This is a genomic window from Thermoflexibacter ruber, from assembly GCF_900113045.1.
Classification (GTDB): domain Bacteria; phylum Bacteroidota; class Bacteroidia; order Cytophagales; family Thermoflexibacteraceae; genus Thermoflexibacter; species Thermoflexibacter ruber.
The window spans coordinates 21,243-41,187 of record NZ_FONY01000034.1; the positions used below are offsets into that span (position 1 = coordinate 21,243).

General features: G+C 37.5%; 17 protein-coding genes and 2 riboswitches. Of the genes, 5 read left to right on the forward strand and 12 right to left on the reverse strand.

The window, feature by feature from the left end; all coding sequences use genetic code 11:
* The first annotated feature begins 385 nt into the window (after positions 1–385).
* The 3 genes from BM141_RS16880 to BM141_RS16890 all read left to right on the forward strand — a co-directional run bounded on the left by BM141_RS16880 (position 386) and on the right by BM141_RS16890 (position 3,122).
* Complete coding sequence (locus BM141_RS16880; protein WP_091548646.1) at positions 386–772, forward strand: TraR/DksA family transcriptional regulator; 387 nt, start codon at positions 386–388, stop codon at positions 770–772.
* A 119-nt stretch (positions 773–891) separates the two neighbouring features.
* Entirely contained in the window at positions 892–1,461 is a 570-nt protein-coding gene (gene scpB / locus BM141_RS16885) for an SMC-Scp complex subunit ScpB (protein WP_091548647.1), read from the forward strand.
* A gap of 59 nt (positions 1,462–1,520) precedes the next feature.
* Positions 1,521–3,122, forward strand: a complete 1,602-nt coding sequence (locus tag BM141_RS16890) for a pseudouridine synthase (protein WP_245764090.1) — start codon at positions 1,521–1,523, stop codon at positions 3,120–3,122.
* A gap of 67 nt (positions 3,123–3,189) precedes the next feature.
* On the opposite strand, the gene fldA is transcribed toward BM141_RS16890, so the two are convergent.
* The 12 genes from fldA to BM141_RS16950 form a co-directional block, all read right to left on the reverse strand.
* Positions 3,190–3,714: a flavodoxin FldA gene (gene fldA, locus BM141_RS16895; protein WP_091548648.1), complete on the reverse strand. Its 525-nt coding sequence runs from the start codon at positions 3,712–3,714 to the stop codon at positions 3,190–3,192.
* Between the two features lie 90 nt (positions 3,715–3,804).
* Complete coding sequence (locus BM141_RS16900; protein ID WP_091548649.1) at positions 3,805–4,560, reverse strand: DUF2490 domain-containing protein; 756 nt, start codon at positions 4,558–4,560, stop codon at positions 3,805–3,807.
* A 1-nt stretch (position 4,561) separates the two neighbouring features.
* The gene (locus tag BM141_RS16905) at positions 4,562–5,134 is read right to left on the reverse strand and encodes a precorrin-2 dehydrogenase/sirohydrochlorin ferrochelatase family protein (protein ID WP_091548669.1); all 573 of its coding nucleotides are present in this window, start codon (positions 5,132–5,134) and stop codon (positions 4,562–4,564) included.
* 49 nt (positions 5,135–5,183) lie between these two features.
* Entirely contained in the window at positions 5,184–5,708 is a 525-nt protein-coding gene (locus BM141_RS16910) for a hypothetical protein (RefSeq protein WP_091548650.1), read from the reverse strand.
* A gap of 55 nt (positions 5,709–5,763) precedes the next feature.
* Positions 5,764–6,522: a uroporphyrinogen-III C-methyltransferase gene (gene cobA / locus BM141_RS16915; protein WP_091548651.1), complete on the reverse strand. Its 759-nt coding sequence runs from the start codon at positions 6,520–6,522 to the stop codon at positions 5,764–5,766.
* Positions 6,523–6,702: 180 nt separating this feature from the next.
* On the reverse strand, positions 6,703–8,823 hold the full coding sequence (locus BM141_RS16920; protein WP_091548652.1) for a HEPN domain-containing protein: 2,121 nt from the start codon (positions 8,821–8,823) through the stop codon (positions 6,703–6,705).
* 377 nt (positions 8,824–9,200) lie between these two features.
* Positions 9,201–9,320, reverse strand: a riboswitch (SAM riboswitch).
* 174 nt (positions 9,321–9,494) lie between these two features.
* Positions 9,495–10,748, reverse strand: a complete 1,254-nt coding sequence (locus BM141_RS16925) for a YeiH family protein (protein WP_091548653.1) — start codon at positions 10,746–10,748, stop codon at positions 9,495–9,497.
* Positions 10,749–10,896: 148 nt separating this feature from the next.
* Entirely contained in the window at positions 10,897–13,464 is a 2,568-nt protein-coding gene (locus BM141_RS16930; RefSeq protein WP_091548654.1) for a TonB-dependent receptor, read from the reverse strand.
* A gap of 408 nt (positions 13,465–13,872) precedes the next feature.
* Positions 13,873–13,981, reverse strand: a riboswitch (SAM riboswitch).
* 178 nt (positions 13,982–14,159) lie between these two features.
* Positions 14,160–15,476, reverse strand: a complete 1,317-nt coding sequence (locus BM141_RS16935) for a bifunctional folylpolyglutamate synthase/dihydrofolate synthase (RefSeq protein ID WP_091548655.1) — start codon at positions 15,474–15,476, stop codon at positions 14,160–14,162.
* 3 nt (positions 15,477–15,479) lie between these two features.
* A complete protein-coding gene (locus tag BM141_RS16940) occupies positions 15,480–16,472 on the reverse strand; it encodes an SDR family oxidoreductase (RefSeq protein WP_091548670.1) in 993 nt (330 codons plus the stop codon).
* Between the two features lie 96 nt (positions 16,473–16,568).
* Positions 16,569–17,684, reverse strand: a complete 1,116-nt coding sequence (locus BM141_RS16945) for an MraY family glycosyltransferase (protein ID WP_091548656.1) — start codon at positions 17,682–17,684, stop codon at positions 16,569–16,571.
* A 91-nt stretch (positions 17,685–17,775) separates the two neighbouring features.
* The gene (locus tag BM141_RS16950; RefSeq protein WP_245764091.1) at positions 17,776–18,294 is read right to left on the reverse strand and encodes an NADH-quinone oxidoreductase subunit A; all 519 of its coding nucleotides are present in this window, start codon (positions 18,292–18,294) and stop codon (positions 17,776–17,778) included.
* Between the two features lie 167 nt (positions 18,295–18,461).
* Between BM141_RS16950 and BM141_RS23055 the strand changes: the two genes are divergently transcribed.
* Both BM141_RS23055 and BM141_RS16955 read left to right on the forward strand, forming a co-directional pair.
* Positions 18,462–18,623 carry a hypothetical protein gene (locus tag BM141_RS23055; protein ID WP_177217425.1) on the forward strand — a complete coding sequence of 54 codons (162 nt, stop codon included), beginning with the start codon at positions 18,462–18,464 and terminating at the stop codon, positions 18,621–18,623.
* A gap of 133 nt (positions 18,624–18,756) precedes the next feature.
* Positions 18,757–19,869 carry a Glu/Leu/Phe/Val family dehydrogenase gene (locus tag BM141_RS16955; RefSeq protein WP_091548672.1) on the forward strand — a complete coding sequence of 371 codons (1,113 nt, stop codon included), beginning with the start codon at positions 18,757–18,759 and terminating at the stop codon, positions 19,867–19,869.
* The last annotated feature ends 76 nt before the right edge of the window (positions 19,870–19,945 follow it).

Sequence of the window (19,945 nt, forward strand, 5' to 3'; positions counted from 1 at the left end):
CAAGGGCAGATTTTGGAGAAAAGGCTTGCATGGTGGCAAGGTAAAGAAAAACAGATAGATGATGTGTTGGTAGTGGGAGTAGTGCTATGAGATAAATTTTTTTAAAAATTGTACTTTTTATTTTGAATTACAAAAAAAAGTATATTTTTGCGAGCAATTAGATAATTTACTGCAATTTTGGACTTGTCTTAGAAAATTTAGTACAATATTAATTTGTATTTTAATAAGTTAGCGTATAGCCAAACCTTTTTCTAAGTAATCACGTAATACTTATTAAAAAAAGATTAAACCCCAATTCATCACTGCTTAATATTACTTTACCTATTTTAAACCATATATAATCAAGAGGGTTTCATCTCTGAGTTAATTTTAAACCAAGACGCTTATGAAGTCATCAACAACAGGAGAAAAAGTTCGCTACTCAGAAGCAGAGTTAAAGGAATTTGAGGAACTTTTATTAGCCAAGCTAAAAGAGTCAAAAGACAAACTTTCTCACCTCAAACAGTCTATGAATAGGCGCGCCACAGGCGAAGACGACAATGTAAACGGCATGAAGTCATTAGAAGATGGTGCCGATGCACTTGAAAAAGAACAACTTAACCAGCTTGCGGCTCGTACACAGAAGTATGTTACACAGTTAGAAAATGCCCTTGTAAGAATCAAAAATGGTACTTATGGCATTTGTGTAAGCACAGGCAAATTAATACCCAAGGAAAGGCTGAGGGCTGTGCCACATACTCAATACTCTATTGAAGCGAAAAAAGGTAGCTAAAGAATACAAAAGGTTGGGATTGGCTTATCTCAACCTTTTTTTGTACTACATTTTGCAATTAGCAAAAAATTTAAGAACTTTGCAAAAGTTTTTAAGGCTTGTTGTTTTACGCCTAACTTATGTTACAGACTTCTCGCTTTCTTACAACCCATATTGAAGCCCTTATATTCTGTTCATCGACGCCGATTAAAATTGAAGAAATTAGGCTATGTTTATCAGAACTATTGGATACAGAAGTACCTAACGAGCATATAGAGGCAGGTATTCATGAGCTTATTAGCAAATATCAAAGCGAAGATTTTGCATTTCAAGTATTTTACACAGGTGGCGGCTATCAGATGCTTACAAAACCTCAGTATCAGACTATCATAAGCCTACAAATCAAACAAAAGTCAAAAAAACGCCTCTCTAATGCGGCATTAGAAACTTTGGCAGTAATTGCATACAAACAGCCTATCAGCAAAAACGAAATAGAGCAAATTAGAGGAGTAGGGTGTGATTATGCAATTCAGAAGCTATTAGAAAAAGAACTTATCGAAATCAAAGGGAAGTCAGAAGCCATCGGCAGACCCCTCCTATACGGCACAAGTGCCAAACTAATGGATTATTTGGGAATCAATGACCTCAAAGAACTACCTACACCCAAAGACTTTAGTAGTGATGCAAGTGAGATAGGCAATCAGCAGTAAAATAAATCAGCAGGCGGGTAACATCCCCTCACAATTTAGGTTTAAAGATAAAACAAAACATGGAAAACAATTACAGAGATAAGAAATCTCGTTCTTCACGCTTGGGAAAGCGCAATGAAGAAAATAAATCAGGCGCAAAAAATAACTCCGCCAATAGGAAAGAGGCATTTAGCAAAGGTACAAAGTTTGATAAAAAATCAAACAACAGTTTTGACAAGAAAGATGGAACTTTCAAGAAAAAATCAGGTATTCGCACAGCCCAAAACAAAGAGTATGACATAGAAGAATTGACAGGAACCCAAACTCGCAAATCTAACTTTAAATCTCAAAATAATCGCCACAAAAATGAAATGCAGCAAGACGGCGACCACTTTTACGGAAAACCTTTTGAGAAAAAAGAAAATAAGTTTGGAAAGGAAAAATCTAACGGCAAACCTTTTAGAAAGAAAGAGGGAAGTAGTGAACGCAACGGGAAATCCTTTGAGCCTAAGCGCAGAGGATTTGACGAAAGCAAACCTTTTGAAAAGAGGGAAAAGTCTTACGACAAACCGTATAGCAAAGAAAATAAGTCTTTTGAAAAGAAAGACCGTACTTACAATAAGTCCTATGATAAAGAAAACAAACCTTTTGAAAAAAAGGAAAGATTTAGTAACAAAAACACTAAGTTAGAGTTTGAGGACTTTAGCTATGGAGATAGCAATAGTACTAAAAATAAGTTTGGTAGAAATGGCAGACTTTCCTCTCAAAGACCTCAGCAAAAAGAAGATGTAGTAAAGGACTTCAAAGAAAGAAAGGAAAAAGCCAAAAAAAAGAATATCAAAACGCCAGATTATGACTTAAAGAAATTCAAAGACATAGAACAAGATTTAGCAAACAAAGAAAAAACAAAACGCAAGAGAATAAATCGCAAGGAGCAAGATGTTTCCTTTGAGGAAGTGAAAGGTGATGGAGGCGAAGTACGACTAAACCGATTCATCGCTAATGCGGGAGTATGCTCGCGCAGAGAAGCCGATGAACTCATACAAAAAGGTAGAGTAAAAATCAATGGTCAAGTAATGACGGAAATGGGCTATAGAGTAAAGCCCACAGATTCCGTGTATTTAGACGATGAGCCTTTGAAAAGAGAACGCATTGTTTATGTGTTACTTAACAAACCCAAAGACCATATCACGACTACTGATGACCCAGAAGGAAGAAAAACAGTTATGAATTTAGTAAGAAAAGCCTGCAACGAACGCATCTATCCCGTAGGGCGACTTGACCGCAATACCACAGGCTTGCTATTACTCACTAACGATGGGGCATTGGCAGAAAAATTGGCACACCCTTCTAATAATATCAAAAAAGTTTATCAAATTCTTTTAGACAAGCCAATTACAGAAGACGATTTCAACAAAATTGTAGAAGGTATAGAATTAGAAGACGGTAACATTAAGCCTGATAAGCTATCTGTGATTTCTGACGATGGCTCTGCCTTAGAAATGCACATACATAGCGGTAAGAATAGAATAGTTCGTCGTATTTTTGAGCATTTAGGCTATGAGATACTACGCTTAGACCGAGTAAGCTATGCAGGACTTACAAAGAAAGGACTTACCAGAGGAGAATGGAGATACCTTACTGAGCAAGAGGTAATTAGGCTAAAATACTTCGTAAAGTAACAGGATAAATTTTTGTACTTTGTCAAAGTTTTGATACTTTGACAAAGTATTTATCTGCTCAAAACCGCTACGCCTCTATCTCTACTTCAAAACCAAACTCCTGCCAAACCTGTGCTAACCAAGCATTAAGACGTTCTTCGGTAAGTTCTGGCTGATTATCCTCGTCCAATGCCAAACCCAAGAAATAGCCGTCTCTTTCTCCCTTAGAAGCAGTATGTTCATAGCCCTCAGTCGACCAAAGTCCCAAAATTTCTCCGCCTTGGGCTGTTACTACGTCAGCAATAGTTCCCACCGCATCAAGATAATACTCAGCGTAACCATATTGGTCGCCAAGCCCATAAATGGCTACTTTTTTCCCTGAAAAATCTAATTTGCTAAGAGCAGGTAGGTTAGTTTCCCAGTCAGCTTGCAACTCTCCATCGTACCAAGTAGGCGCACCAAAAATAAGATATTCATAATCAAGAATTTTTTGAGGATTGGTATCTGCCCAATTGTAGATGTCTATGTTTTCTGTGCCGACCAAATCTGCTATTTTCTCAGCAACTTCCTTAGTTTTTCCTGTGTCTGAACCGTAAAATAATCCAATTTTCATTGTTTGCTAATTTAATTGTTCCTTTTATATAGTTTGTAGTTTCTTGTTTATTCTCGTTGATACAGTTTTGAATTGTTTTGTCAAATTTGTTTACTCCTTTTTTCTCAAATCAAGAGTATGAAAGACAAAAGCCCTGATAGTGTGATTATTGTAATATTTATTTCCCGATGAAAGTTGTTGAAAAATGTTCATATAGCCTAACTGAAGCTGAGCATTGGGAGAAATTTGATAACCTAAACCTAAAAAAAGTCTGTTTTGGTCAAAAGTATTATAGGTAATTTCCTTTCCTAAATTGATATGGAGTTCGTTACTGAAAATAAAACTTAGACTTTGAGGCTCAAAATTCCTTTTTCCTAATGCTACTGCGAGTGAAAAATTATAACGAAATCGGTAATTGAAATTATAACCCTCTGCCAACTCATCATCACTTTTGATTTTTTGCCGAAAACGTTGCTCTGACCTGAACCATTGCATTATTTTCATTCTTTTTGAATTTGTATGCCACTGCACTTGTTGCCAAGGACGATGCTCTGGCTGAGAAATATTTTTATGCCCATCTGCTGGAAAATGATTAATATAAGCATAGCCCGCAGTGAGTTTTATATGGTCATTGACATAGTAAGTAAGCCCAAAGCGAGCGATACCTGTCGACCATTTTTCTAAAAAATTATCTGTACGCCTCAAATGCCCATCAAACCAAAAACCAAGTTTGTTAGTGAACCTTGTTTGGTTGAAGTAAGCAGTCCAAACTTGCTCTCTATCTATTACTTGTTTCAAGTTTTGTGCAAAAACACTCTGCCCACTTAACCATAAGCAAACAAACAGCGTAAGTCTTTTAATTTTCATCTCAGTTCTCAATCAATGAAGCAGTTAGCTCATTGAGTTTTTTGACCTTTGTTTCAAAATCTCCTTTCAAACTATTTCTAAACTGCTGCAAATTGTCCAACAATTCTTCTATTTCTTCTGGTAAAGCCTCTTCCAAAATTTCTCTGAATCGCTTGGCAAAAGTAGGCGACTTCCCATTGGTCGAGATAGCAATTTTCAAATCTCCTTTGGTAACAATGCTCCCCAAATAAAAATCGCACAAATCAGGCGTATCTGCCACATTGACAACAAGATTGCGTCTTTTTGCTTCCTGCCAAATTTGGTAGTTGAGTAGCTTGTCTTCTGTGGCTACTATCAATGCCTGAAACCCCTCCAAATCTGAATTTTCAAATTTTCTTTTCTTAATTTTTAAGGAGTATTCTCCTTGATATTCAAGGATTTCCTCTTTGATTTCTGGCGCAATCAAAGTAACTTTAGCATTGGGGCTGGACTTGAACATAAACGACACTTTTTCTAAGGCTACATTCCCGCCTCCCACTACCAAAATTGGTACTTTGTCTAATTTTAAAAATATAGGATATAATAAATTGCTCATATTTTTATTTTTGGAGTACAATTTTCTAAATCATACAGTTGAAATTATTTTACCAAGGACCTGGATACCCGCCACTCAAATTTTTCATAAAAAAGCCATCTACCTTATAATTGCCCTGAGCATCAGTTTTAAGGTCTAAGACAATGTTAATGAAGTAGTTGCTTTCTCCAAAGTAGCAATCTACTTTCACTCGCAACAAAGACGAACCGTCTATGATATTGGTACTTTCCTCCTTACCAAAAATCTTCCACCGATTAAGTTTGCCTTTTTCTGTTTGAAGTCTTTGGTAATTGGCTTGGTAGTCTGCCAAAGCATACTTAGCTTTATACGCTTTGGTCGTGAATTTTTCATAGGCTTCTTCTATTTTCCCTTCGGAAATCAATGTAAAATAAGGAGTTACCAATTTCTGATTGATTTCTTCCTCAAAAGCCACTGTTTTTTGATAGCTCTGGTATAGTCCAAAAATTGCTACTGCCAAGCCAAGCAAAATGAGCAACCCATAGCCCTTATAAATACCTAAAACTAATAACAAAATACCTACGATAATGATAAGTACAATTTGGATAGTGGACATGACTTTAAAATTTTTAGTGGAACAGATAAAATCTATCCAAATATACTTTTTTCGCTTATAATTTTGCCAACTCCACTACTGCCTTTCTTTGCTTTACAAAAAACTCCACAGACTCTCCTATCACAATGATAGCAGGTGCGCCAATTTCTTCCTGCTTTGCTAAACTCACCAAGTCTTGCACTCGCCCTGCTACTATTTTCTCATCGGGCAAAGTACCATTCTGCACTATGACCGCAGGAAGGTCGCCTTTGGCATGGTCTTGATAGACCTGTACTATTTTTTCTAATTTGTGTAACCCCATTAATATTATCACGGTGTCATTTGATTTTACTACGTTATTTATGTCTTCGTTCAATTCGTTGTCGGTAGTAGTAGCAGTCATTACCCTGAAACCTCTGCTGACATTGCGTTGGGTAAGAGGAATTTGTAACTGAGAAGGAATTGCAGTGGCTGAGGAAAGTCCTGGTATCACTTCCACAGGAATTCCAAAACTTTCTGCTGCCTCTATCTCCTCGCTTGCCCTACCAAACACAAAAGGGTCGCCGCCTTTGAGCCTTACCACATGACCGTATTGGAAGGCATGAGAAATAATTAACTGATTGATTTCATCTTGTTTAAAAGATTGATAACCAGCACGTTTCCCTACAAAAAGTTTTACAGCTCTTTGTGGGGCATAAATGAGCAGTTCTTCGCTAATCAAGGCATCATACAACACTACATCTGCCTCTGCAATGGCTTTTAATCCTTTGACTGTGATTAAATCTGGGTCGCCAGGACCCGCACCTACTAAGGTTAATTTTGGAGATACTTTCATATAATTTATCTGTTAGTTTGTTTAAATTTTTAGTTGTTAATTGGCTTTTCATGTGATAACACATGACATGAAAAGTTGTCTTTTTGTTAATTTGTGTAAACCATTGTAACAAGTTATTCTTCAGTGTTTTACGTGTTATCACGTAAAACACAAATAAAATAAGAAGATAACACATCACTGCTAACTCAAAACTGAATTTCTATATCCCTTTGCTTTGAGCAAAAACTCTTTGGCTTTTCTTAAATAATTACTTACAAATGAATACATTGGTACTTGCTCTGCTACTTGCAAGGCAAGCTCAGCAAAAGAACTTCCCAAGTCAATTTTCCCTGTCTGTATAAATTCTCTATCAAATCCATCAATGATACTTTGGTGAGAATTTGTTTTAGCTTCTATGCTGATAAGCAACGCTTTAGCAGTGTAAATCATGGCATTGTAAGTATGGTAAGCGGCATCTGCCAACTGTCCCGCATCGAGGGCAAGCTCAGCAGTATCTATTTTTTCTTCTGTTTCTACGAACAAAGTGGAAATCAGGTCAATGATGACCCCTGCACACTCGCCTATCCCTACTGCTTTTTGGTAAGAATCCTCATTCCCCCAATCTATCAACTCCTCCTCTGCCACATTGGAAGTATCTGCAAAAGGAGCCAAAAGCGTAAAGAAATATTTTTTCCCTTGACGTTGGTAATAGTCGTTATATAACTCATTTTCCAATTTATTTGCCTGATAATCATTGAGTAAAGTACGCAAAGCATCAGGGGTTCTGCGGCTCAAAACTTTCAAGGTTTTTTCTGCAAACTGCCCTTGTCCGTTGGAAAGTACGCCACCACCTAAGACTACTTGGAAGGCAGGCGCAACCGCTTTCCCAATGTTCATTGACATTCCTTGAAAACCAATATTGGCAATGACATGCTGACCGCAAGCATTCATGCAACCACTGATTTTAATGCTAAGTTGGCGATTAGTAGCAAATTGAGGGTATTCTTTGACCAAAATTTCCTCCAAAACTTCTGCCAAACCCATACTACTTGCCACCCCCAAGTTACAAGTTACCGTACCGGGGCAGGTAGTTACGTCAAAAGTAGTTTCAAAGCCCACATTTGCTAAGCCGATTTCATCTAAGTAGTTGAAAATAAAAGGCAAGTTTGCTTCTGGAACAAAGCGTAAAAGCAGGTTTTGGCTTGCCGTAATCCTCATATCATCGCCTGTATAGATGTCAGCAATATGGGCAATTTTGCGAGCCAAAGCAGTGCTAATGTTCCCTTGTGTGATTTTTATGCCTACTGCATAGTAGCCTGTTTGCTTTTGGCGAAAAGTATTGGTGGTTTTCCAAAGGGAATATTTGGCTTGCTTGTTTGCAGCTATATGCTCGGTACGAATAGCAATTTCTGATAAAGTATTAAGAAGATATTTTTCTTCATTTTCCGAGTTGGAAACTCGGACTACTTGATTTAGCAAAGACTTTTGTTCTTTTTCTACTAATCTGAGAAATTCCTCTTGCCCTAACTCTTTGATTAAGAACTTCAAACGCGCTTGCATGCGCTTGTTTCTTTCTCCATATCTATCAAAAACCCTTAAAGCGGCTTCGGTAAAAGGAATGATTTTTTCTTCTTCTAAAAACTCAAAAGCAGTAAAGGCATGAACAGGTTGTTGCCCTAAGCCACCGCCTACTAAAACTTTAAAGCCTTTGATTTTCTGACCATTGCGAATCTGAATTTTAGGAATGAAACCAAAGTCGTGCATAAAAGTAAAAGCAGAATCTACTTCGCTTGAGGAGAAGGCAATTTTAATTTTGCGCCCCATATCCCCACAGATAGGGTTTCTTAAAAAGTATTCAAACATTTTTTGAGCATAAGGCGAAACATCAAAAGGCTCGTAATAGTCAATGCCTGCAAAAGCAGAAGCCGTAATATTGCGGACTGTATTGCCACAAGCCTCCCTGATGGTGATTTCATCTTGCTCTAATTCTGCCCAAAGCTGGGGGGTAACATCTAAGCTAACATAGTGAATTTGAATATCTTGCCTTGTAGTTAAGTGTAAAATTCCGTTGGAGTAGGTATCCGCTACATCAGAAACTCTGAATAGTTTTTGAGAAGTAATTTTCCCTTGTGGGAATTTAATGCGAATCATTTGCACGCCCGGCTGTCTTTGACCGTAAATGCCTCTAACCAGACGCAGACTGCGAAACTTGTCCTCATCTATTTTGCCTTCTCTGTAAAGTCTGATTTGCTTTTCTAATTTGATGATGTCCTGCTCTACTACAGGGTTTTCCAATTCTAATTCTGTTCTAAAACTTTGCATATAGTTAAGTTTAAAGTTATTCCTTTATTTCTGTTTGGTATGGTTTGAAATAGTTTGATAGCTAAATAGTTTTTGCTTATTGTTAATTGTTAATTGCTCATTGATAAGATAATGAGATTTTGGGGCAGGAAAACTGCCTTTGCGGGTGAGGTATTCTGTAGCTAAGGCTATTTAAGCAATAGGGAAAACCAATGCCTAATAGCACTTTTTACAAAACCCAAACACAATGAGGAATTTTAACAACAGCAACAACAACAGCAAGCAACATTCATCACGGCAGATGAAGCGAATAGAATAGAAGAAAAATTACCCGAAGAGAGGGTTTTGAGATTTGAATGTTGTGAGAAAAACTGTTTTGTCTTCATGGTGATTTTTAAAATTTATATTTCCCAAAAATTATTTTAGGTCAGGAATTGGCACCGTTCTCTTTGCAAGTATGTCAGAGAGGTTGCCAGAAGGTCATAGAGCCTGTTCTCTCGCTTCATTCTTTATAAATTTGCCTTTGTAATCAGCAACCCAATGTAGATGGTTGGGAGATTGTTACAATAACAAATGAATTATTGACTGCAAATATAGTCAGTTTTAAATAAATTACAAATATTTTAGTGATTTTTTAAAAAATTTGTAATGAGTTTTTTTGTGCTTAAACCAAGCAAAACATTCCTTGCTTGCTACCCGAACAGTAAATACGCTAATACCAGAGTAATCAGTATGTTAAAAGTTTGTGCCAATAGAAAAGCATAAAGCGGTTTTGTGCTTTCGGAATTAAAAATATCGGCAAATTTGGTTTCTAAACCAATGCAAGTGAAGGCAAGGACAAACCAAAAAGTTTGAATGTTTTTTAAGCTATCCTTTACCTTATTGATAAGAATTGGATTTAAGAAAAAGGAGAATAAAAGAGAAGCTAACATAAATCCCAAGACGAACTTGGGGAAACGCTCCCAAATTACGCTCCAAGTAGGCTTCAAGGTTTTCCTACTTTCATCTATCTTTTTGGTATATGTCCAATACACACTGATAGCGAAAGCAGCAAGCCCAAGCAGTACATTTTGAGAAAACTTGACTATGGTGCTGACTTTCAAGGCAGTTTCACCTACTAAACTTCCAGAAGCTACCACTGCGCCCGTCGTGTCAATGCTTCCACCGAGCCATGCACCCGTAACTTCCTGAGATAGCCCCAAATAATTAGCCAGATAGGGCATGAAAATCATCATAGGGATAGCAGTAATCAATACTAAAGAAATCACATAAGAGAGTTTTTTGGTGTTGCCTTTGATAGCTCCTGCCGTAGCGATTGCGGCAGAAACGCCGCAAATAGATACCGCGCTGGCTATCATCATGGTCATTTCATCATCTACTTTGAGTTTTTTGCAAAGCCAATAGGCTACATACCAGACACTTAGCACCACTACCAAAGCCTGCACCAAACCCAAAGCACCTGCTTTGAGAATATCTGAAAAAATCACCGTTGTTCCTAAAAGCACCAAGCCAATTTTTACAAAAAACTCAGCAGAAAGTGCATGGGTGAACCATTTTGGAAGTTTAGCGGCGTTTCCAATAAGTAAGCCAATACTCAAACTAAAAATGACAGCTTCTAAATTCAAGTCTTTGACTTGGCTATTCCCTGCAATAATCATAGCAAGTATGGTTAATAAATAAACTATGGGGAATGCTAAAAATATGTTTTTCAGAGGTTTGTTCATCAACCATGCTCCTACCATAAAGATACTTAAGGTATATAAAAATTGGAAAGTAATCAAAAGTAAATTCTGAGCAGCAAGCACCTTTTCAAAAAGGTCTTTGCTGTCTTTCCAAGAAAAAATAGGCACAGGCAGGGTAAAAGCAAAAATAGAAAGACAAATGATAATGAAACCCAGAGAAACAATCACCCAATCTTCTTGTAGTATAATTCGTTTTTTTGACATATCTATTTGATTATAAATTAGTTGTTAGTTATAAAGCAAGCTAAATTAAAAATCTGACTTGCCTTGATTAGGGTTACACTTTTAAGACTACCAACAAAGTTAAATGGTTTGTCAATAAATTGATGTAGTTTTAAATTTTTCCTAAGACTTAAAACACATATCTCAAAGTAATCCCATACGTTCTTGGGTCGCCCAAGACTGCCCCATAATGCCCTGCGTTCCCTGCCGCAGGGAGGAGTTGCTCAAAATAGTTTTGATTAAAGAGGTTGCGTCCCCACAAGAGCATGGAAATACCATTAGAAGCGCGAAAACCTATTCGTACATTGACCAGCGCATAGCCATCTATGTTCAGAAATTTAGATGGAGAAGGGCTTGATGAAAAAGAAGAACGATAAAAGTTGTCTAAAGCAAGAAAAAACCTGCCTTTTAAACCTAAAAAGTTTCCTCTGGTGGACACTTCGCCTCCCAAAGAACCCGCCCATTTGGAAATCCCAGGTAAATCTCCTCCTGAGATGTCTTTGAATGCAGATGCACCTCCTGTTTCTTCCAAAGGTACAGGGGCATTTTTGAAGGAAACATATTTCCCATCAGTGTAAGCAAGCGCGCCATTCAAGGAAAAGTAATTGCTTACTCTAATGCTTCCGTCCAATTCTATGCCTATGACCCTTACTCTTTCTGCATTAGAAAGATAGCCCCTGTTTACCCCTACCTCGGCGGTTTGGACTTGGGTTTGGAAATCTTTGATGTCTGTATTATGAAAGACTACATTGAAAGTTGATTGTTTGCTGGGTTCTGTTTTTATACCAAACTCAAAATGAGTTACATACTCAGGTTTTATCCTTGCCAAGTCAGTCAGGACTTCTCCGCTTGCGGTTGGCAAACCACCCAAGTTTACCCCCACAGGCTTGTAACTATTAGAAACAGTTGCAAAAGTGTGAAATCCTTTAAAAGGTTTGTAAGCCAAAGTAAGTTGCCCTGAAAAATTGTTTTCTTCTACATTTACTTTAAAGGCTTGGTTGGTATAAACAGCATTCTTCAAGGCAAGCAAGGCGGGGTCAGAAGTTTGCAAACCTCCATAGGTTTCTCGCTTGTAATCCACGTCCTTTTTATCGTAGTTAAAACGAATACCACCTAAAACGTGTAATTTGTCCGTAATTGCATAGTCAATTTGTCCAAAAGCCGCCGCTCCTAATGTATTTAGTGTAGAAGTTGTTTTGATGCCCAAACCCTCGAACAACCCTGGTGTACGCCATAAAGCAGAAGTAGAACTTTGAGAGAATCTCCACTGTGCCGCACCTGCTTCTTCTATGTGGGCGGGTTTACTTACCAAGTTTTGTCCAATGAAAAATACACCGACTACCCCACTCAGTTTGGGAGAAAAATCCCCAGCATAGCGAATCTCCTGCGACCAGTTGGTATGCCTTGAAGTTGCTTGGGATTTGGAAAGTACAGGAAGCCCCGTAAAATCACGGTCATTCATAGGGTCCCAATCCCAAAAACGCCAAGCAGAAGTAGCGGTGAGTTTACCATTCCCTACTTTTGCATCTATATTCACCGACACCCCTCCAAGGTCATTGCCTGAACGCCAAGGAGAATCGGTGTCTATAATTCGGTCAAAAGGATTGGTACTTGGCAGTTTGTAACCCAAATCAGCAATGATGCTGTTAAATTGGCGGTAAGCGGGACGTTGGGTAGTTACTACTCCTGCAATAACTTGGGCATAGCCGCTTGGTCTTTGTCTTGAATAATCTCCTATGAATGTGATATTTAGATTTTCAGTGGGTTTGAATAATAGCTGTCCCCTGAAGCCTAAATTATTTAGCGTATTTTCAGATTTATCAGTTCTCACATTGTAGAGTGTGCCATCTCTATGCGTACCTGAAAAAGAGAAACGACCTGCAACATGCTTGCTTAATGCTCCTGTGATAGAGGCTTTTGACTGAATAAAGCCATAATTTCCATAACTGACTTCAAACGCCCCCCCTGTTTCAAAACTTGGTGCGCGGGTAGTAATATTAAAAGCACCTGCTGTAGTATTTTTCCCAAAAAGTGTGCCTTGTGGTCCCCTAAGCACTTCTATTTGCTCTATGTCAATAAAGTCAAGCGTAGCGGCAGCAGGGCGAGCATAATACACCCCGTCCACATAAAAGCCTACGCCAGGGTCTATGCCATCATTAGTCAAACCAAACGTAGAGCCTAAGCCTCTGATATTCAAAGTAGTATTTCGTGGATTGGAAGAGTAAAGCTGTACGGTAGGCACTAACTCCTTCAAGCGGTTTACGTTGAATGCACCCGCGTCTTCTACTGTAAATCCACGAATAACCGACACAGGGAGAGGAATTTCCTGCACGGATTCTTGTCGCCTTCTCGAGGTAACAACTACCTCTGCCAGTTCATTGACATTTTCCTCTAATTTGATTTCTACACTGCTTTCGCTAATAACAAGTTCTTTTTTCAAATAACCCACATAAGAAACTATCACCGTAAAAGGAAGTTTCTGCCCCGTAATTAAGGCGAACTCTCCGTTGGCATCAGTCGTCGCTCCGTTGGTAGTGCCTTTGATAGCGATAGTTACACCTACTAAGTTTTCATTGGTGCGAGCATCAACTACTCTACCTGAAACTGTTGCATTAATCACGGGTTTGTCTTGTGCTGATAAAAATAATGGGAAAAAAACTGCCCCTATGTAAAGAATCGATTTGAAAATATTTTTCATTTTTGTTTGTTTAGTAGTTTATTAAATTTTCTAAATAAGTGTGCAGATTAAACGTATCCTTGTTTTAGGCAAAGACACTGTTTATCAATTATTTATTAGCTTAAAGGCAAATATATAAGTAACTCAACTTTTTCAAGCGTTCTTTTTAAAATTATAAAGTATTAGTTATAAATTAGTTATAAATTTTGAAAGAACGATTATTTTTGTTGAATTACTTAATAGACAAGAGGTAGATGAACTTACTTAGCTCACGTATCATTGGATTTCCAGAAAAATAGAAAAGGAATGATTAGCAACAACAACAGCAACACCTCATCGCAGAAGGATTTAACAAGTGATTATTTTTTGGAAGTTCCAAAATACCCACTAAGGGCAAAAAAGATGTTTTTGAGTTCATGGTGATTTAAAAATTTATATTTCCCAAAATGATTTTTAGGTCAGGAATTGGCACCTTTCTCTTGTGAGGGGTTGCCAGAAGGTCATAGAGCCTGTTCTCTCACTTCGTTCTTTATAAATTTGCCTTTGTAAGGAAACACAAACAAAATGTGGACTATTTTGAAGGCTGTTACAAGAACAAATGAATTGTTGGGTACAAATGTAGGTATATTTGAATAAATTGCAAATATTTTAGTATTTTTTTGAAAAATTTGTAATAAAAAATCTCATAGGAGAGCATATAAAAGTTAGTAAAATGCTCATTCTAACACCTCTGCGACTACAAAGGTACTGCCTCCAATAAAAACAACGTCATTTTCTCTTGCTTTGCGTTGTGCAGTGTGGTAAGCAGTTAATACCTCTGGTATGACCTCGCCTTGCAAGCCATAAGTAGCGGCTTGTTGCTGCAAGATAAATGCGTCTAAGCCTCTCATAATGTTAGGTTTGCAAAAATAATAGTAAGCCTCAGTAGGAAGTATAGCTAAAATTTTGCTCAGGTCTTTGTCATTTACCACACCAAAGACGATGTGTAAGTGTTCGTAGTGAAGTTTTTTAAGCTGTTTGACGACTTGCCTAATTCCTGCTTCGTTATGTCCAGTATCACAAACAGTTAAAGGCTTTTTATTCAGTATTTGCCAACGTCCTTTAAGCCCTGTTAGGCTGACTACTTTTTCTATGCCGTTCCGAATATGCTCTTTGCTTATTTGATAATTTTCCAGTAATTCTATAGTCTTGATTACGCCACATAGATTTTTTTCCTGATAGCCTCCTTTAAGTGGACAGGTAAGATGAGATAAAAAAACAGTTTCTTTTTCTTCATCTATTTTTTTTATAATATCAAAAAAATCACCTTCTTCATAGCTTGTATGCTGGTTATCAAAATAATATGAATTTATTTGGTACTCTTCCGAAGCAAAGAAAATAGGACTTTGGGTTTGCATGGCTTTGTCTTTAAAAACTGTTTTAACTTCTTCCTGCAACTCGCTAATGACACAAGGAACATGATTTTTGATGATTCCTGCCTTTTCAAAAGCAATTTCTTGTAAGGTGTTTCCAAGAATATTTTGGTGGTCATAGCTAATATTGGTAATTAGAGCAACCTCTGGGCTAATCACATTAGTGCTGTCCAATCTTCCCCCCAAACCTGTTTCTATCACTGCTATATCTACTTGCTTTTGAGCAAAATACGTAAATGCCATGACGGTAGTGAGTTCAAAAAAGGAAGGCTCTATGGTGGCAATGGCTTGCTGCATGTTTTCTACAAAATTGATGATAAACTCCTGCTCGACTTCTTCGCCATTGACCTTGATGCGTTCTGTAAAACTTTTTAGATGTGGAGAGGTGTAAAGTCCTGTTTTATAGCCTGCACTCTGCAAAATTGAGGCAATGAGGTGAGAGGAACTGCCTTTCCCATTTGTTCCTGCAATATGAACTGACTTGAATTGGAAATGTGGATTGCCTACATATTGGCAAAGAGCAAGAGTATTATGTAGGTCTTTTTTATAAGCCTTTTCTCCTATGCGTTGAAACATAGGCAATTTTGTATAAAGATACTCGATAGTTTCCTTGAAAGTCATGCTTTATTTTAGGTTTTCCCAATACCATTGAATTGTTTTTTCAAGCCCATCTTTAATGCTATATCTGGGCTGATAGCCAAGCAGTTGCCTTGCTTTCTCTATGGAAGCGTAGCTATGCCGCACATCTCCTTTGCGTTCTGTACCAAAAATAGGTTGGACAGAAGCAATCCGACTATCCAAAGGCGTAAGCAAGTCAATTAATGTATTATATAATTCTATTAAAGTAGTTTGACCATTAAAAGCAATATTATATATTTGGTTCAGTGCATTTTCATTTTTTGTAGTTATGGCTAATTGATTGGCTTGGACAACATCTTCTATATAAGTGAAATCACGGGATTGCTTACCGTCTCCATTGATAACAGGCGATTGGTGTCGGATAAGTTGGGAAATAAAACGAGGAATGACTGCACTGTACTCTCCTTCTGGATTTTGATTTTTCCCATATACATTGAAGTATCGCAAGCCGATGCACTGAATACCATAGAGTTCTGAAAAATTTTGAGCATACAGTTCGTTGGTATATTTAGAAATTGCATAAGGTGATAGTGGTTTGCCTATGTGCTGCTCTATTTTGGGTAAGTACGGGTAATCTCCATAAACAGAGGAACTTGAAGCATAGACAAATCGCTTTACTTTGGCTCGGACTGAGGCATGGAGTATATTGACAAAACCACCTACATTGACTTGGGTAGTAGCCATAGGGTCGTAAATAGAGCGAGGTACGGAACCCAGAGCGGCTTGGTGTAAGACGTAATCTACCCCTGCAAGTGCTTTTTGGCAATCTTGGGCATGGCAAATATCTCCCTCTATGAGCGTGAATTTTTTATTAGCAAGTAAATGGTTAATGTTAGCATATCTTCCCGTAGAAAAATTGTCTAAGCAAACAACTTCATTCTCTTGGGCTAATAAGGTTTCGCAGAGATTTGAGCCGATAAAGCCCGCACCGCCTGTTACTAAAACTCTGCTATGGGTGATTTGTTGATGATGAGTCATTGATTTTTCTTCAGAAACCAATGCAAACATTATAAAAGAATTAGAAAAAAGAAACAATTAGTAATAAAATTATTTCTTTCTCTTTTGCATAAGAAATTACTTCACTTGCTTATTTATCTGTAAGTGAGTAATTTTGGGATTTACCTCGGCTTCTATGACTTTTTCTTTGCCATTGATTTTATTTACTATGACTTTGAGTAAAGTACTGAGTAAAAAGGCAGTAAACACCACAATAGGCACGAGGATATTGTCATTCTTCCCATCGGTAAGTACGGCAAAGATAATAAAGAAAACATTGACCAAACTTACTATCAAAGTAGCTTGGATATGGCTTAATTTGGCATCTATGAGTAAATGATGCAAGTGGTTGCGGTCTGGGGAGAAAGGAGAACGTTTTTCTAAGATACGAATAACAAATACTCTCAAAGTATCAAACAAAGGATAAACCAAAATACAGGAAACCAAGCTAACAGGGCTGAGAAAATGCAACACATTGGTAGTTTTCATGACTGCATTCTGATTGATAAAGCTAATAGTAAGGGTAGCGGCAGTAAAGCCTAAAATCAGCGAACCGCTATCTCCCATGAAAATATGAGTACGATAGTTGTAAATCAAGAAACCAATCAATGCTCCTATCATACTAAAACAAATAATTGCTGTAGTATAGTTATGATTCATGAAAAACCAACCGCCATAAAAACAAAAGATGATAATGCTAATCGTTCCTGCTAAGCCGTCTATGCCGTCTATCAAATTGAAAGCATTGGTAACTACAATGACTGTCAGCAAGGTAACTGCATAGCCCCAATACTCATTGATTTCATAGACACCTAAAAAGCCATGCAAAGAAGTAAGGCGAATATCCCCTAAGTACATTATCAAGAAAGCGGCAATAGTTTCGATAGTAACCTTTACAGTGGGGCTGAGTGGCATAAAGTCATCTCGCAAACCCACAATAAAAACGCCTGTAATCGCCGCTGCAAAATATTGGATATTGACAAATTGGTCTTGGATAAATGACCATACCAACATGGAAAGAATAAATCCTAAATAGATTGCGATGCCTCCAAAGCGAGGCACTTTATGAGAGTGTATTTTCCTCTCGTCAGGTTCGTCGTGATACTCGTTGGCATGAGCTACATGGATAATCTCTGGTGTAAGAAAGTAAGTAATAACAAAAGATGATATAAGGCAAAATATAATAGAATACATGATAATTTAGGTTGTAAATTCCAATTTTCCTAAAAAGAAAATTTTTTAGTAATGTTTAAGTTAGTTCATTTGATGCGCCCATTTCTGCATCTCACTTATTGGTTAAAGTATCAGTTTTATCATTAAATGCCTTGTACTTAGTTGGTAAAGCATTGGTCTTCAGGTGAATCATTGGTTTTACCCAATCTAAGAATCCTTTTTTCCATATATACACCAAACCCAATGCCAAAATCAAAATAAAAATTAGCATTTCTGAAAAACTAAACCACCCCCACAGTCCATCTGTACTTTTGATGTATGCTTTTTTCCCAAAAACTACTGACCAAGGAAAAAGAAAAACTAACTCCGCCTCAAATAGCATAAATATCAATCCAACTACATAAAATCTGCTATTAAACTGACCAGAAGCATGGTTTACCGTGTCTTCTCCACACTCATAAGCAGCTAATTTTTCCTCATTGGGACGTTTCGGACTTAGCAAACTCGAAATAAATAACGCTAATGGTACAAAGATTATTGCACCGATGATAAATAACAAAATAAATCCAAAATCTGTAAGCAAAATTTCTATGGTTAAAATGACTAATCTTATTTGCCCGCAAAAGTACATGATATTAGGTTAAATAAAAAACTTCTGCTATTTTATACTCCATCAAAAGTGTTTTTGAAATTTTCTTTACTCCAAAATCCCTGTTCTCTGACACTTTCCGTGTAAAACTTAGGTAAGCATTGGACTTTCAGACTAACACCATAGGTGTACTATTTTTGTAGAAAATAATGAATAAAACCGCGCAGCGGTGGCATATTTCACGCCTACGACCTTGCTGTAGGTGGGTTGGACTTACTCTTTTCTACCAAGATGACAGCCCTACGGGCTTAAAGTTAGATGTAGTATTGTTCATTGGAAAAAGTGTCAGAGAACCAAAGTCCCTTTCTTAGCAAGAGAAAGGAATTGAAAAATCATTTTATTTTGAGCATAAAATTGATAGACTGTAAAGTAGTCTTAAAGGTGAAAATTACTTACCTTTGTGCTATCTTAACCAATAAAAAACGTAAAATACTTAAAATCAAAATGTTAGAATCAACAACCTTAGCCGTAAAAGAGCAAGAAAAAACAGTCGCTCTTTTTGATACCCTTGCTCAAATGGGACACGAGCAAATCGTATTTTGTAATGACCCTCAGTCTGGTTTAAAAGCAATTATTGCAGTACATAGCAGTATTTTAGGACCTGCCTTAGGAGGAGTAAGAATGTGGAACTATGCTACAGAGCAAGAAGCCCTCAATGATGTGCTTCGTCTATCAAGGGGCATGACCTTTAAGAATGCGATTGCAGGACTGAACTTAGGCGGTGGTAAAGCGGTAATCATTAGCAATCCGCGTAAAGATAAGTCAGAAGCATTACTACGAATCTATGGGAAGTTTGTTAAAAACTTGAATGGTAAGTATTTGACAGCAGAAGATGTAGGCATGACAGAGAAAGATATGGAATATATCAGTATGGAAACAAAATACGTTACAGGACTGCCTCATTACTTAGGAGGAAGCGGCGCCCCAGCCCCTATGACTGCTTACGGTACTTATATGGGCATGAAAGCCGCTGCAAAAAAGGTATATGGTAGCGATAGCTTAGCAGGTAAACGTATTGCGATTCAAGGAGTTGGACACGTAGGCGAAGTATTAGTAGATTACTTGACCAAAGAGGGTAGCAAGGTATTTATCACAGACATTTATGAAGATAGAATCAAAGCAGTGGCAAATAAATACAAGGTAGAAGTAGTTGATAAAGAAACTATTTATGATTTAGATATGGATATTTACTCTCCATGTGCTTTGGGTGCAACTGTCAATGATGATACGCTTGACCGCCTGAAATGTACTATCATCGCAGGCTGCGCCAACAATCAACTCAAAGATGAAAAAATACATGGACAAGAGTGTCTAAAGCGAGGCATTGTCTATGCTCCTGATTTTCTGATTAATGCAGGCGGGGTAATAAATATTGCTACTGAGGTAAATGGTAGCTATAACCAAGCATGGGCAAAGGCACAAACAGAAACAATCTATGAAAAAACCTTAGAAGTACTAAATGTTTCGCTTTCACAAGGTCGCAATGCCCAAGAAGTAGCTATGGAAATGGCTCTCAGACGCATCAATGAGATAGGCAGAATCAAAGCCATGTATTAATCTTTTCATCATTATTTCATAATGGCTACTAAGGGGTGATTACTTTTTTACATAAGAAAGTAATCACCTTTTTTAT